The organism is Streptomyces sp. NPDC033966 (assembly GCF_055575955.1).
The window spans coordinates 1-14240 of record NZ_JBVIRQ010000021.1 but is presented as its reverse complement, the minus strand read 5'-3'; the positions used below and the strand labels follow the sequence as shown (position 1 = coordinate 14240).

Genomic DNA, 14240 nt, shown 5'->3' with positions numbered 1-14240 from the left:
CATCCTGGCCGTATCAGCGCCGATCACCTGCCCAGGAGCCACAGTTGACGCACGACGACCGCCGCCACGTCCCCTTCGAGCGCCTCCACAACTTCCGCGACATGGGCGGCTACCGCTCCGCCGACGGCCGGACCGTCGTATGGGGGAGCCTCTACCGGGCCGATTCCCTCGGCAAGCTGGGCGGCGCCGACTGGGACCGGTTCCTCGGGCTCGGCGTGCGGACCGTGATCGACCTGCGCTACCCCTGGGAGATCGAGGCCAAGGGCCGGATACCGGAAGCGGAGCGGTTCGCGTACGCCAACCTCAGCATCGAGCACCGCCCCTACGACCAGGCCGAGATCGACCCGGACCTCGACCCCTGGCGCTACCTCGCCGACCGCTTCGCGGAGGTGGCCGAGGACGGGGTGGACGAGATCCGGCGCGCCATCGAGCTCATCGCCGACGGCCCCGGCCCCGCCGTGTTCCACTGCACCTCCGGCAAGGACCGCACCGGCCTGATCGCCGCCCTGGTCCTGACCCTGCTCGACGTGTCCGAGGAGGAGATCCTGGCCGACTTCGCCCTCACCGAGCTCGCCACCGAGCGCCTCACCGCCGACTGGCACGCCGCCCACCCGGGCCGCACCATGCGCTGGCCCTCGTACGGCCGAGCCCCGGCCACCGTCATGGAGCTCGTCCTCGCCGACCTGACCAGCCGATACGGGTCCCCGTCCGGGTACCTCGCCGAGGCCGTCGGCATCACCGCCGGGACCACGGCCCGGCTGCGGGAGCGGCTGCTCGCCTGAAAACCAGGTGCCCCGGCCGGACCGCGCCGCCTACAGTCGCGGTGCGCGCCGCCGCCAGGGCGGTGCCTGCCGATGCCGAGCGAAGAGAAGGGGAACCGGGCCATGCGTACGAACCGCACCGCCGCCGTCGTTCCCCCCTGCCGGTACGACGTGATCCCGGTGTCCCGCAGCGCGCGGTAACAGCCGCGCGGCTGTCACCGTACGCCCGTGACGCACCCCTGAACGCGAAACCCCGCCGGCCCTGCCGCGGGGTGGACCGGCGTCCCGGGAATCGCGCCGCCCTCTTCCCACCCCAGGCACCGAAAGGCCCGGGCCATGCGCACCGACCACCGTCACACCAGCACCAGCACCGCCGCCGTACGCAACCTCGGCATCCTCGCCCACGTCGACGCCGGCAAGACCACCGTCACCGAGCGGATCCTCTTCGCCACCGGCGCCATCCACAAGCGGGGCGAGGTCCACGACGGCACCACCGTCACCGACTACGACCCCCAGGAACGCGACCGCGGCATCACCATCTTCGCGGCGGCCGTGAGCTGCGCCTGGGACGGGCACCGGGTCAACCTGATCGACACGCCGGGGCACGTGGACTTCGCCGACGAGGTCGAGCGCTCCCTGCGGGTCCTCGACGGGGCGGTCGCGGTCTTCGACGCCGTCGCCGGCGTCGAGCCGCAGAGCGAGTCCGTGTGGCGGCAGGCCGACCGGCACGGCGTCCCGAGGATCGCGTTCGTCAACAAGCTGGACCGGGCGGGCGCCGACCTCGACGAGGCCGTCGCCTCCATCCGGGCGCGGCTCGGCGCCGTGCCCCTGGTCGTGCAGCTGCCCGTCGGACGGGAGGACGGCTTCACCGGCGTCGTCGACCTGCTGCGGATGCGCGCGCTGCTCTGGAACGCGGGCGACACCTCGTACGAGACGCTGCCGGTCCCCGGGCCGCTGCTGGAGGAGGCCGGGCGCCGGCGCAGGCTGCTGGAGGAGACGGTGGCCGAACTCCACGCGGAGGCCCTGGAGGAGTTCTGTGCCGGCGACGGGCTGAGCGAGGGGACGCTGGTCCGTGCCCTGCGCGAGCTGACCCTCGCCGGGGACGGGGTGGTCGTGCTGTGCGGTTCGGCGTACCGCAACCGGGGCATCGAGCCGCTGCTCGACGCCGTGGTGGCGTACCTGCCCGCACCCGGTGACATGCCGCCGGTGCGGGAGCGGGCCGCCGACCCGGCGGAGCCGCTGGCCGCGCTCGCCTTCAAGGTGACGGCGACGGCGACCGGCCGGCTCACCTACCTGCGGGTCTACGCGGGCACCCTGCGCAAGGGGGACTCCGTGCTGGATCCGGCCACGGGCCGGACGGAACGCGTCGGGCGGATCCTGCGGGTGCAGGCCGACCGGCACGAGGAACGGGAGGAGGCGGTGGCCGGTGACATCGTCGCCGTCGTCGGGCTGAAGTCGGCGCGGGCGGGGACGAGCCTGTGCGCGCCGGAGGCTCCCCTGCTGCTGGAACCGCCCGTGGTGGCGGATCCGGTGGTGTCGGTCGCGGTCGAGGCGGGCCGGGGTACCGACACCGGGCGGCTGGCCTCCGCGCTGGCCCGGCTCGCCGAGGAGGACCCCTCCCTGGTGGTGCGGACCGACGCGGAGACCGGGCAGACCGTGCTGTCGGGGCTGGGCGAGCTGCATCTGGAGGTCGCGGTGGAGAAGGTGCGCCGTCTCCACGGGGTGGAGGTCGTCGTGGGCCGGCCCCGGGTCTCCTACCGGGAGACCGTCGTGGGCGGGGTGACCGGTTTCGTGTACCGGCACGTCAAACAGGACGGCGGCGCGGGCCAGTTCGCACACGTCGTGCTCAACGTGGAGCCGCTGGAGGAGCCCGGTTTCGAGTTCCGCTCGGCGGTCACGGGCGGCCGGGTGCCGCAGGAGTACGCGCGGGCCGTGGAGGCGGGCTGCCGTGACGCCCTCGCCGAAGGTCCGCTCGGCGGGCATCCGGTGACGGGTCTGCGGGTGGTCCTGACCGACGGGGCGACCCACTCCAAGGACTCCTCGGAGATGGCGTTCCGCGCGGCGGGCCGGTTCGCGCTGCGCCACGCCCTGCGCGCCTGCGGGCTGGAGCTGCTGGAGCCGGTCGCGGAGGTCACGGTGACCGTTCCGGACGACGGTGTCGGTGCGGTCCTCGGGGACCTCGCCGCCCGCCGCGGCCGGGTCACGGGCTCGGCCGGGCAGGCCGGGACCACGGTGGTCACGGCGACGGTGCCGCTGGCCGAGCTGTTCGGGTACGCGTCCCGGCTGCGCGGCCGCACCCAGGGCAGGGGCGGTTTCACCAGCCGCCCGGCGGGCCTGGCCCCCGTCCCCGCGGCGGTGGCCGCGACCCTGACGGCCCGCTAGCACCCCGCGGCACCCCGCGGCACCCCGCGGTACACGCGGCACACCGCCCTCGGGCCCCGTCCCGGCTTCGGCCGGGGCGGGGCCCGAGGCGTCTCCGCCCGCGTTCCGACACCGCTCTTACATACCCCCCATGGGTATGCTACGTTGCTACGCGAAGGTACCCCCCAGGGGTATACGGCAGAGGAGGGTCAGGGCAATGTCAACCGTCAATCCCCGGCGCTGGTGGGCACTTGGCGTGCTTGCCGCCGCTCAGTTCATGGTCATCATGGACACCTCGATCATCGGGGTCGCGCTCCCCGAGATGCAGAAGGACCTGGGCTTCTCCCAGGGCGAGCTCCAGTGGGTCTTCAACGCCTACGTCATCGTCTTCGGCGGGTTACTGCTGCTCGGCGGGCGGCTCTCCGACCTGTTCGGGGCCCGCAGGATCTTCGCCACCGGCTGGGTGGTGATGATCGTGGGTTCGGTGCTCGCGGCCGCCGCGCAGAGCGCCTCGGTGGAGATCGCCGGCCGGGCCGTCCAGGGAGTCGGCGGCGCGCTGATCGCGCCCTCGGCCATGACGCTGCTGATGATGCTCTTCGGGCACGACCCCAAGGAGCTCGGCAGGGCGATGGCCCTCTACGGCGCCGCCGCCCCCGCCGGCGGTACGGCGGGCGTGTTCCTCGGCGGTGTGTTCACCGAATGGGTGAGCTGGCCGTGGGTCTTCATCATCTACGTCCCGATCGGCGTCGCGACCCTCGCCGCGACCAGGCTGCTGCCGGCCGTCCAGGCCCGCCGCGGTTCCGTCGACGTCCTCGGGGCAGTCGCCGTCACCGCCGGGCTCGCGCTCGCCGTGTTCGCCGTCGTCCGGGCCCCCGAGGTCGGCTGGGGCGCCACCGCCACCGTGCTGGAGCTGATCGGCGCGGCCGTCCTGCTCGCCCTCTTCTTCGTGGTCCAGCGGACCGTCCGCGAGCCGCTCATGCCGCTCAGCGTGTGGCGGATCCCGCGCCTGGGCTCGGCCAACCTCGCGATGACGCTGCTGGGCGCCGCCTGGATCCCGATGTGGTACTTCCTCAACCTGTACCTCCAGCAGGTGCTGAACTACGGCGCCTTCGCCTCCGGCGCGGCGCTGCTCCCCATGACGGTGCTGCTGATGATCTTCATGACGGCCATCACCGCCCGCCTCATGGGCCGCTTCGGGGCCAAGCCGCTGATCGTCACCGGTCTGCTCGCCCTCGCCGCCGGGCTGGTCTGGCTGGCCGCCGTCGAGCCGACCGGCACCTTCCTCGTCGACGTCCTGCCCGCCTCGCTCGTCGCCGCGCTCGGCATGGCGCTCGCCTACATCCCGGCGATGATCGCCGCGATGTCCGGCGCCCCGCAGGAGCAGGCCGGCCTCGCGTCCGGCATCGTCAACACCACCTACAACGTGGGTTCCGCCCTCGGCCTGGCCGCGCTGACCGCGCTCGCCACCACGCAGGGCGCCGGTGAGCTGGGCAACCTGCCCGCCCTCACCGACGGGTTCAGCGCCGCCTTCATCGGCGCCGCGGTCATCGCCGCCGCCGGCGCGGTGATCACCCTGCTCGTGATGAAGGGCGACGGGTCCGCCGCCCCGGCCGCCGCTCCCGCCGCCGACGCCCCGGCGTCGCGCAGCGAGACGGCGGGGGTGTGACGTACGGGACCGCCCGCACTCACCCAAGGGGTCGCCCGACGTCCGCCCCCGGACGTCGGGCGACCCCTTTTCCCTACCCCGGCCCCGTACCCGGACCCGTCACCCCGTACCCGAACGAAAGGGAGACCCCCGATGAAGGACATCCGCACCCGCGCGGTGCACGTGGCCCACGAGCTCGAAGTCCCCGCGAGCCGGCCGCTGTCCGTACCGCTCGTCCAGTCCTCGGCCTTCGCCTTCGACTCCGCCGACGACCTGGCGCGGGCCATGGCCGGCCCCGACGGCGACTACGTCTACAGCCGCCGGGGCAACCCCACCGTGCGCGCCCTGGAGCGCACCCTCGCCGGACTGGAGGGCGGGGCCTCGGCCATCGCCTTCGCCTCCGGGATGGGGGCCATCAGCGGGGTCCTGCTCGCCCTGCTGCGCCCCGGCGACCAGGTGATCGCGCAGCGCTGCCTGTACGGGGGGACGTACGCGGCGCTGAGCGACCTGAAGGAGCGCTACGGGGTGCGCGTCGACCACATCGGCGGTGACGACGTCCGCGAGTTCGAGGCGCTCGCCGGGCCGCGCACCCGGCTGCTGGTCCTGGAGACCATCGCCAACCCCACCGGCCAGGTCCCCGACCTGCCCGGCCTGCTGGCGGCGGCCCGGCGCCTCGGTGTGACCAGCGCCGTGGACAACTCCCTGGCCTCGCCCGTCCTGTGCCGCCCGATCGAGCACGGCGCCGACATCGTGCTCCACTCCACCACCAAGTACCTCGCCGGGCACTCCGACGTCCTGGGCGGCGCGGCCGTCTTCGCGGACGACGCCCTGCGCCGGGAGGTGTGGCCGCGCACGGTCGAACTGGGCGCCAGCGCCGACCCGTTCGCGGTCTGGCTGACGCTGCGCGGGATCGCCACGCTGCCGCTGCGGATGCGCGAGCACTGCGCCAACGCGGGCCTGCTGGCGCAGCGGCTGGCGGCCCACCCCGCGGTGGCGGCCGTCCACTGGCCGTGGCTGGGAACGCACCCCTCGTACGCGACGGCCCGCAAGGTGCTCTCCGGCGGCGGCGGGCTGCTCTCCTTCGACCTGCACGGCGGCCGCGAGGCGGGCCGCGCCTTCGTCGAAGGGGTGCGGCTGGCGCGGCTCGCGCTGTCGCTGGGCGGGGTGGAGACGCTGGTCACGCACCCCGCCAGCACGTCCCACCGGGAGCTGGACGAAGGGGCGTTGGCGCACGCCGGTATCGGCCCCGGCCTCGTCCGGATGTCCGTCGGCATCGAGGACCCGGAGGACCTCTGGCAGGACATAGAACAGGCACTGCGGTCTTCTTTTGGGTTGACAAAATAATCGGCTGATTCGTAGATTGGTTCACGCCAGAGAAACACTCCTCTCCGTCAAGGGGGTTGCGTGATGCGCTACTTCGAGGACTTCCGGACCGGCGACGTCCACGAACTGGGCACCGTCACCGTCACGACGGAGGAGGTGCTGGAGTTCGGCCGGCGCTTCGACCCGCAGCCGTTCCACACCGACCCGGCGCTCGCCGCCCAGACCCCGTTCGGCGGCCTGATCGCCAGCGGCTGGCACAGCGCCTCGATGTTCATGCGCCGCTACGTCGACGGGCTCCTCGCCTACAGCGCCTGTACCGGCTCCCCCGGCGTCGACGAGATCCGCTACCTGCGGCCCGTCCGCCCCGGGGACGTGCTCACGGCGCGCGTCGAGATCCTGGGCTCGCGCCCCTCGCCGTTCAATCCGCGCACCGGCGTCGTCCAGCCCAAGTGCACGCTGGCCGACGCCGACGGGAACGTCGTCTTCAGCATGATCCTGCACAGCATTTTCGAGCGGCGGCCCGCCGAGTGCGACGTACCGCACCCCGCCGCCGCCGAGGACCCCGTGGTCCGGGTCCGCTCCCTGGCCTGATCTTCCCCCCCGCCCGCCGAGTGAAGGGAGCCTCCCGTGGAGGCCGTATCACGCACCGCCCAGTGGACCGCCGCCGCGCGGGCCCTGGAAACCGAGCGCGAGGACCGGCTGTTCGCCGACCCGTACGCGCGCACCGTCGCCGACACCATCGGCTTCGACCTGCTGGAGCGCTACGCCGGCGCCGGCACCGTGCCGTTCCTCGCCATCCGCACCACCTACCTGGACCGGGCCATCGTCCGCGCCGTCCAGGACCACGGCATCCGCCAGGTCGTGTTCCTCGCCGCCGGCATGGACACCCGCTTCTACCGGCTCCCGTGGCCCGACGGCGTCACCGTCTACGAACTCGACCGGCCCGCGCTCCTGGAGGCCAAGGCCGAGATGCTCGCCGGTGAGCCGGCCCCCGCCGGACGCACCCGCGTCACCGTCCCCGTCGACCTCACCCAGGACTGGACGGGCCCCCTACAGGAAGCCGGCTGGCGCGCCGACCAGCCCGTGCTGTGGGTCGTCGAGGGCCTCCTCTTCTTCCTCCCCGAGGACGCCGTGCGCGGCCTCATCTCCACCCTCGCCGGGCAGTCCGCACCCGGATCCGTCCTGCTCGGCGACGTCATCAGCAAGGCCGCCCTGCAGAACCCGCTGTCCCGGCCCTTCCTCAACTGCCTCGAAGAGGACGGGAACCCGTGGCTCTTCGGCACGGAGACCCCCGAGGACCTGCTCGCCGAATGCGGCTGGGACGTGCGCGAGGTCCGCCAGCCCGGCGAGGACGGCGCCGACTTCGGCCGCTGGCCCTACCCGGTGCCCGCCCGCAGCGTCCCGCGCGTCCCGCGCTCCTTCCTGTTCACCTGTGACCTCCCGACCGCCGAGGTGAAGGCAGCATGACCGCCGTCCACGACTTCCACCAGCGCGTCATCAGCGACGCCGGCGCCGCCGTGCGCGGCCTGACCGTCGCCCTCGGCGAGCGGCTCGGCCTGTACCGGGCGCTGGCCGAGGCCGGCCCGCTGACCCCCGCCCAGCTCGCCGAGCGCACCGGGATCAACACCCGCTACGCCGAGGAGTGGCTGCACGCCCAGCTGAGCGCCGGGTACGTCGGACGCGACGCGGCCGCCGGCACGTACACGCTGCCCGCCGACCACGCCCCCGTACTGGCCGACCCCGACGCCGTCACCTACGCCGCCGGGTTCTTCACCGCCCTCAAGGCCCTCTACGGCACCGAGGACCTCCTCGTCGACGCGTACCGCACCGGTGAGGGCGTCGGCTGGGCCGAGCACGACCCTGCCCTCGACACCGGCATGGGCAGCTTCTTCCAGCCCACCTACGAGCACCGCCTCGTCCCCGAATGGCTGCCCGCCCTCACCGGGGTCACCGGCAAGCTGGCCGCCGGCGGCACCGTCGCCGACGTCGGCTGCGGCGTCGGCCACACCACCCTGCTGATCGCCAAGGCCTTCCCGCAGGCGACGGTCCACGGCTTCGACTACTCCGAAGAGGCCGTCTCCATCGCCCGCCGGCTCGCCGACGAGGCCGGACTCTCCGACCGCGTCGTCTTCGAGGTCGCCTCCGCCGACGACTACCCCGGCACCGGCTACGACCTGGTCACCTTCTTCAACGCCCTGCACGACATGGGCGACCCGGTCTCCGCCGCCGAGCACGTCCACAAGTCCCTGGACGCGGACGGCACCTGGATGCTCGTCGAGTCGAACGTCTCGCCCGACGACATCGACACCCAGACCCCGGCCGCCCGCATGTTCATGGCCCTCTCCGCCGTCATGTGCCTGCCCGTCGCCGTCGCCCAGCGCGGCCCCCACGCGCTCGGCAACCACTCCGGCGAGAAGGCCTTCCGCGCCATCGCCGAAGAGGCCGGCTTCACCCGCTGGCGCCGCGCGACCGAGACCCCGGTCAACGCCGTCTACGAAGTCCGGCCGTAGCCGCCGCACCCCGGCCCGCGCCGCGAGGGACCGCCCGGCGGCCCCGGCACCACCACACACCCCGAGGAGTCACCATGGGCGTCAGCGCCCCCCTGCCGGTCACCGACCGGTTCCTTGAAGTCCTGGAACGGCTCAGCCACCGCTCCATCGAGGAGTACTACAACCCCTACCAGCAGTTCGACTGGCCCGAGAAGCTCGACGAGGGCCGCATGTGGATGACCCCCGAGCTGCTCACCGTCTACGGCACCCCCTTCTACGAGGAGCTCGGCGAGGAGACCCTCCAGCGCCTCTCCAAGTGGGAGAGCATCAACTTCTACAGCCTCAACGTGCACGGCATCCGCGAACTGCTCATCGAGGTCGTCGGACGCATCCACATGCCGGGCTTCGAGGTGCCCTCGGACTTCTTCCACCACTTCATCGGTGAGGAGAACGAGCACATGTGGTTCTTCGCCGAGTTCTGCCGCCGCTACGGCGACAAGATCTACGGCTCCACCGCCCTGCGCGCCGACTCCGCCTGGGAGCCGGAGGTGGAGAACTTCCTGGTCTTCGCCCGCATCCTGTTCTTCGAGGAGCTCGTCGACCACTACAACACGCGGATGGCACGGGACGAGGACCTCTGCCACACCATCCGCGAGGTCAACCGGATCCACCACCAGGACGAGTCCCGGCACATCGCCTTCGGCCGCGAACTGGTCTCCCTGCTCTTCGACCGGATGCGCCAGGCCGTCCCCGCCGCCCGCGTCGCCGAGGTCGAGGCGTACCTCAAGCGGTACGTCGTCTACAGCCTCAACTCCCTCTACAACCCGCACGTCTACCGCGACGCCGGCATCGCCGACCCGGTGGGCCTGCGCAACGCACTGGTCGCCGACGAGCGCCGCCGGCCCTTCGAGCGCAAGACCATCCGCAAGCCGCTCGGATTCTTCCTGAAGACCGGGATCTTCACGGACGACGTCCTGCCCGTCGTCTGAGAGTCCCACCGCCGTCCGAGAGGTGACTCCCCATGACCACCATGACCACCGCCGCCACCGCCGCCGCCCCAGACGCCGGCACAGACACCAGGGGCCTGCCGTCGCTCGGCCCCGAGGGCACCGCCCTGCTGCGGCTGCTCGACGACACGTTCGAGAGCTGGGGCGTCCAGGCGGGCGCCCGCTCGATGACCATGCCCCCGCTGCTGCCGGCCGCCGACCTGGCCCGGCTCGACTACTACGACAACTTCCCGCACCAGGCCGTCGTGGCGGCCCCGCTGAACCTGGACGTCCGGGAGACCAGCGAGTTCTGTGCCGACACCGGCTGCTTCCCCTGCGACGCGCTGGAACCGGCCGCCCTCGGCCTGCCGTCCGCGTCCTGCTACGCCGTCTACATAGACCACCAGGGCCGCCCGGCCGCCGACGACGAGCTCGTCACCGTGGTCGGCTGGTGCTTCCGCAAGGAGGCGCACTACGAGGGACTGCGCCGCCAGCTCGGCTTCCGCATGCGGGAGATCGTCGCCATCGGTACCCGCGAGCACGCCGAACAGCACCTGGCGACCTTCACCCGGCGGATCAACGCCTTCGCCGAGGCCCTGGACCTGCCGCTGAGCCGCGAGGCCGCCTGCGACCCCTTCTTCGACAAGGGCAGCTCCAAAGCCGTCCTCCAGCGCCTGACCCCGGTCAAGCACGAGTTCCTGTACGAGGACCTCGCGATCGCCTCGGTCAACACCCACCGCAACTTCTTCGGCGAGCGGTGCGAGATCCCCCTCGCCTCCGGCGGCGGCCCCGCGTTCACCAGCTGCGTCGCCTTCGGCCTGGAGCGCTGGCTGTCCGCGCTCACCCGCCGCCACGGCAGCTGGGGTGCGGCGACCGCTGCGGTCCTGCGCGCGAACGCGGCCGGGCCGGCGATCTGAGGTGCCGACCCGACCCGTCGCCGCCCCGCCGGCGGGCGGCCTGGGCTGGGCGAACCTCGGCATGGACATCGTGTCCGTCACCCGTGTCCGCCGGCTCCTGCGCCTCTACGGCGAGGACTTCTTCCAGCGCATGCTCACCCCCGGCGAACTCGCCGACTGCCGTACCTCCGCCAAGCTCGACGTACTGAGCCTGTGCGGGCGGATCGCCGCCAAGGAAGCGGCGTTCAAGACCCTGCGCGTCCGCGCCGTGTTCCTGCCCTGGCGGGACATCATCGTGCGGCGCTCCGAGGGCGGCTGGCCGCTCGTGGAACTCCACCGGTCCGCCGCCGAGATGGCCGAACGGTCCGGGATCGCCGGGATCACCGTGACCATCAGCCACGACGTGGACTACGCGGTGGCGGTCGCCGCCCCCGTACTGGACCCGCTCGCCGTCCCGGAGCCCCTCCCGGAGCCGGGCCCCGCCCCGGAGCCCGCCCCCGCGCCCCCCACCCCACCCGTACACCGCACTTCAAGGAGAGACACCATGTCCGACGGTCTGCAGCTCGTGAAGAACTGGCTCCTCGCCCGCCACGAGGAACTCGACGACATCGCCGGCGACCTCGACCTCATCGAGACCCGGCTGATCGACTCGCTGTCCTTCGTCGAGTTCGTCTTCCTGCTGGAGCAGCACAGCGGCCGCGCCATCCAGCTGGAGACCCTGGAGGTCGACGAGATCCGCACCCTCGACGCCATCCGCACCCACTTCTTCACCGCCGAGGTGAGCCAGGCATGAGCAAGCGGCTGTTCACTTCCGAGTCCGTCACCGAGGGCCATCCCGACAAGATCGCCGACCGGATCAGCGACACCGTCCTCGACGCGCTCCTGCGCGAGGACCCGGCCTCCCGCGTCGCGGTCGAGACCCTCATCACCACCGGCCAGGTCCACATCGCCGGAGAGGTCACGACGACGGCGTACGCGCCGATCGCCGAACTCGTCCGGGGAGCCATCCTCGACATCGGCTACGACTCGTCCAAGAAGGGCTTCGACGGCGCCTCCTGCGGCGTGTCGGTGTCCATCGGCGCCCAGTCCCCGGACATCGCCCAGGGTGTCGACACCGCCTACGAGCAGCGCGTCGAGGGCGAGGGCGACGAGCTCGACAAGCAGGGTGCCGGCGACCAGGGCCTGATGTTCGGCTACGCCACGGACGAGACGCCCGAGCTGATGCCGCTGCCGATCCACATCGCGCACCGCCTCTCGCGCCGCCTGTCCGAGGTCCGCAAGAACGGGCAGATCCCCTACCTGCGCCCCGACGGCAAGACCCAGGTCACCATCGAGTACGACGGTGCCAAGGCCGTCCGCCTCGACACGGTGGTGGTCTCCACCCAGCACGCCGCCGACATCGACCTCGACTCCCTCCTCACCCCGGACATCCGGGAGTTCGTGGTGGAGCACGTGCTCGCGCGGCTGGCCGAGGACGGCATCAAGCTGGACACCGAGGGCTACCGCCTGCTGGTGAACCCGACCGGCCGTTTCGAGATCGGCGGCCCGATGGGCGACGCCGGACTGACCGGCCGCAAGATCATCATCGACACGTACGGCGGCATGGCCCGCCACGGCGGCGGCGCCTTCTCCGGCAAGGACCCGTCGAAGGTGGACCGCTCGGCCGCGTACGCGATGCGCTGGGTCGCCAAGAACGTGGTCGCCGCCGGCCTGGCCGCGCGCTGCGAGGTCCAGGTCGCGTACGCCATCGGCAAGGCCGAGCCCGTCGGCCTCTTCGTCGAGACCTTCGGCACCGGCACCCTGCCCGACGAGCGCATCCAGGAGGCCGTGTCCGAGGTCTTCGACCTCCGACCCGCCGCGATCGTCCGCGACCTCGACCTGCTCCGGCCGATCTACGCCCAGACCGCCGCCTACGGCCACTTCGGCCGCGAGCTCCCGGACTTCACCTGGGAGCGCACCGACCGCGTGCACGCGCTCCGCAAGGCAGCCGGGGTCTGACATGCGAATCGCTGTCACCGGATCCATCGCGACCGATCATCTGATGACCTTCCCCGGCCGGTTCGCGGACCAGCTGCTCGCGGACCGGCTGGACCGGGTCTCCCTGTCGTTCCTCGCCGACAACCTGGAAGTGCGGCGGGGCGGGGTGGCGGCGAACATCGCGTTCGGGCTGGGCGTGCTGGGACTGCGCCCGTCGCTGGTGGGCGCGGTGGGCGGGGACTTCGAGCCGTACCGGGTGTGGCTCAAGGACCACGGGGTGGACACCGACTCCGTACGGGTGAGCGACACCCGCCACACCGCCCGCTTCGTCTGCACCACCGACCGCGATCAGAACCAGATCGCGACCTTCTACGCGGGCGCGATGGCCGAAGCCCGCGAGATCGACCTGCGGGAGGCCGTCGCCCGCCGCGGCCGGCCGGACCTGGTCCTGGTCTCGCCGGACGACCCCGAGGCCATGCTCCGCCACACCCGGGGCTGCCGCGAGCTCGGCATCCCCTTCGCCTCCGACCCCTCCCAGCAGCTGGCCCGGCTCGGCCGCGACGAGGTGCGGGAACTGGTCGACGGCGCACAGCGGCTGTTCACCAACGAGTACGAGTCCGCCCTGCTGTGCGAACGGTCCGGACTCACCGAGGAGCAGGTCCTGCGGCGCGTCGGCTCCTGGGTCACCACGCGCGGCGAGTACGGCGTACAGATCCGCAGGGCCGGCCGCGAACCGCTCACCGTGCCCGCGGTGCCGGTCGGCCGGGTCGTCGACCCGACGGGCGTCGGCGACGCCTTCCGGGCCGGCTTCCTCGCCGGCACGGCCTGGGGCGTCCCCGAGCGGTACGCGGCCCGGCTGGGCTGCGCGGTCGCCGCGACCGTGCTCGGCCACACCGGCACCCAGGAGTACCGCCTGGAGCGGGAACCGCTGCTGGCCCGGCTCCGCACCGCGTACGGCCCGGCCACCGTGACGGAACTGTCCACACACCTGGGGGCCCTGGAATGAGACGGCCACTGTCGCAGGAGCTCGCGAAGCGCGTCGTCGTCGCGGACGGCGCCATGGGCACGATGCTCCAGGCCGCCGACCCCACGATGGACGACTTCCTGGGGCTGGAGGGGTGCAACGAGGTCCTCAACCTCACCCGCCCCGACATCGTCCGATCGGTCCACGACGAGTACTTCGCGGTCGGAGTGGACTGCGTCGAGACCAACACCTTCGGCAGCAACCTGTCCGCCCTCGCCGAGTACGGCATCGAGGACAAGGTCTACGAACTCTCCGAGGCCGGAGCCCGCATCGCCCGCGAGTCGGCGGACGCACACACCGCCCGGGACGGCCGGCCCCGCTGGGTGCTGGGCTCCATGGGCCCGGGCACCAAGCTGCCCACCCTCGGACACGTGGGGTACGAACCCCTGCGCGAGGCCTACCAGCAGAGCGCGGAGGGCCTGGTCCGGGGCGGCGCGGACGCCCTGCTCGTCGAGACCACCCAGGACCTCCTCCAGACCAAGGCCGCCGTGATCGGCGCGCGGCGGGCACTGGACTGGTGCGGCATGGGGGACCTCCCGCTGATCGTGCAGGTCACCGTGGAGGCGACCGGCACGATGCTGCTGGGTTCGGAGATCGGTGCGGCGTTGACGGCGTTGGAGCCGCTGGGGATCGACATGATCGGTCTGAACTGCGCCACCGGGCCGGCGGAGATGAGTGAGCATCTGCGTTACCTGGCCCGCAACGCGCGTATCCCGTTGTCGTGCATGCCGAATGCCGGTCTGCCGGTGCTGACGAAGCAGGGTGCGCACTATCCGCT

At 72.5% G+C, this 14240-nt stretch carries 13 protein-coding genes; all 13 read left to right on the top strand.

What is annotated here, in order from left to right:
* The first annotated feature begins 44 nt into the window (after window positions 1-44).
* Window positions 45-782, top strand: coding sequence for a tyrosine-protein phosphatase (locus tag ACZ518_RS36135; protein WP_469117283.1), 738 nt, complete (start codon window positions 45-47; stop codon window positions 780-782).
* A 315-nt stretch (window positions 783-1097) separates the two neighbouring features.
* Window positions 1098-3143 carry an elongation factor G gene (gene fusA / locus ACZ518_RS36130; protein WP_469117282.1) on the top strand — a complete coding sequence of 682 codons (2046 nt, stop codon included), beginning with the start codon at window positions 1098-1100 and terminating at the stop codon, window positions 3141-3143.
* 196 nt (window positions 3144-3339) lie between these two features.
* Window positions 3340-4788 (top strand): MFS transporter, encoded by a 1449-nt coding sequence (locus tag ACZ518_RS36125; RefSeq protein WP_469117281.1) that lies wholly within the window; start codon window positions 3340-3342, stop codon window positions 4786-4788.
* A 132-nt stretch (window positions 4789-4920) separates the two neighbouring features.
* Window positions 4921-6111, top strand: a complete 1191-nt coding sequence (locus ACZ518_RS36120; RefSeq protein ID WP_469117280.1) for a trans-sulfuration enzyme family protein — start codon at window positions 4921-4923, stop codon at window positions 6109-6111.
* Window positions 6112-6174: 63 nt separating this feature from the next.
* Window positions 6175-6681 (top strand): MaoC family dehydratase, encoded by a 507-nt coding sequence (locus tag ACZ518_RS36115; protein WP_469117279.1) that lies wholly within the window; start codon window positions 6175-6177, stop codon window positions 6679-6681.
* A 36-nt stretch (window positions 6682-6717) separates the two neighbouring features.
* Window positions 6718-7557 (top strand): class I SAM-dependent methyltransferase, encoded by an 840-nt coding sequence (locus ACZ518_RS36110; RefSeq protein ID WP_469117278.1) that lies wholly within the window; start codon window positions 6718-6720, stop codon window positions 7555-7557.
* Complete coding sequence (locus ACZ518_RS36105; protein ID WP_469117277.1) at window positions 7554-8600, top strand: methyltransferase domain-containing protein; 1047 nt, start codon at window positions 7554-7556, stop codon at window positions 8598-8600. The genes ACZ518_RS36110 and ACZ518_RS36105 overlap by 4 nt, the downstream gene beginning before the upstream one ends.
* Window positions 8601-8674: 74 nt before the next feature.
* The gene (locus ACZ518_RS36100) at window positions 8675-9568 is read left to right on the top strand and encodes a diiron oxygenase (RefSeq protein ID WP_125819021.1); all 894 of its coding nucleotides are present in this window, start codon (window positions 8675-8677) and stop codon (window positions 9566-9568) included.
* 32 nt (window positions 9569-9600) lie between these two features.
* Window positions 9601-10482: a class-II aminoacyl-tRNA synthetase family protein gene (locus ACZ518_RS36095; RefSeq protein ID WP_469117276.1), complete on the top strand. Its 882-nt coding sequence runs from the start codon at window positions 9601-9603 to the stop codon at window positions 10480-10482.
* A 1-nt stretch (window position 10483) separates the two neighbouring features.
* Window positions 10484-11254: a holo-ACP synthase gene (gene acpS / locus ACZ518_RS36090; protein WP_469117275.1), complete on the top strand. Its 771-nt coding sequence runs from the start codon at window positions 10484-10486 to the stop codon at window positions 11252-11254.
* Window positions 11251-12459: a methionine adenosyltransferase gene (gene metK / locus ACZ518_RS36085; RefSeq protein WP_469117274.1), complete on the top strand. Its 1209-nt coding sequence runs from the start codon at window positions 11251-11253 to the stop codon at window positions 12457-12459. The genes acpS and metK overlap by 4 nt, the downstream gene beginning before the upstream one ends.
* Before the next feature lies 1 nt (window position 12460).
* Window positions 12461-13444, top strand: coding sequence for a carbohydrate kinase family protein (locus tag ACZ518_RS36080; protein ID WP_469117273.1), 984 nt, complete (start codon window positions 12461-12463; stop codon window positions 13442-13444).
* On the top strand, window positions 13441-14240 hold an 800-nt coding region (locus ACZ518_RS36075; RefSeq protein WP_469117272.1), incomplete at its 3' end, for a homocysteine S-methyltransferase family protein. The genes ACZ518_RS36080 and ACZ518_RS36075, both read left to right, overlap by 4 nt.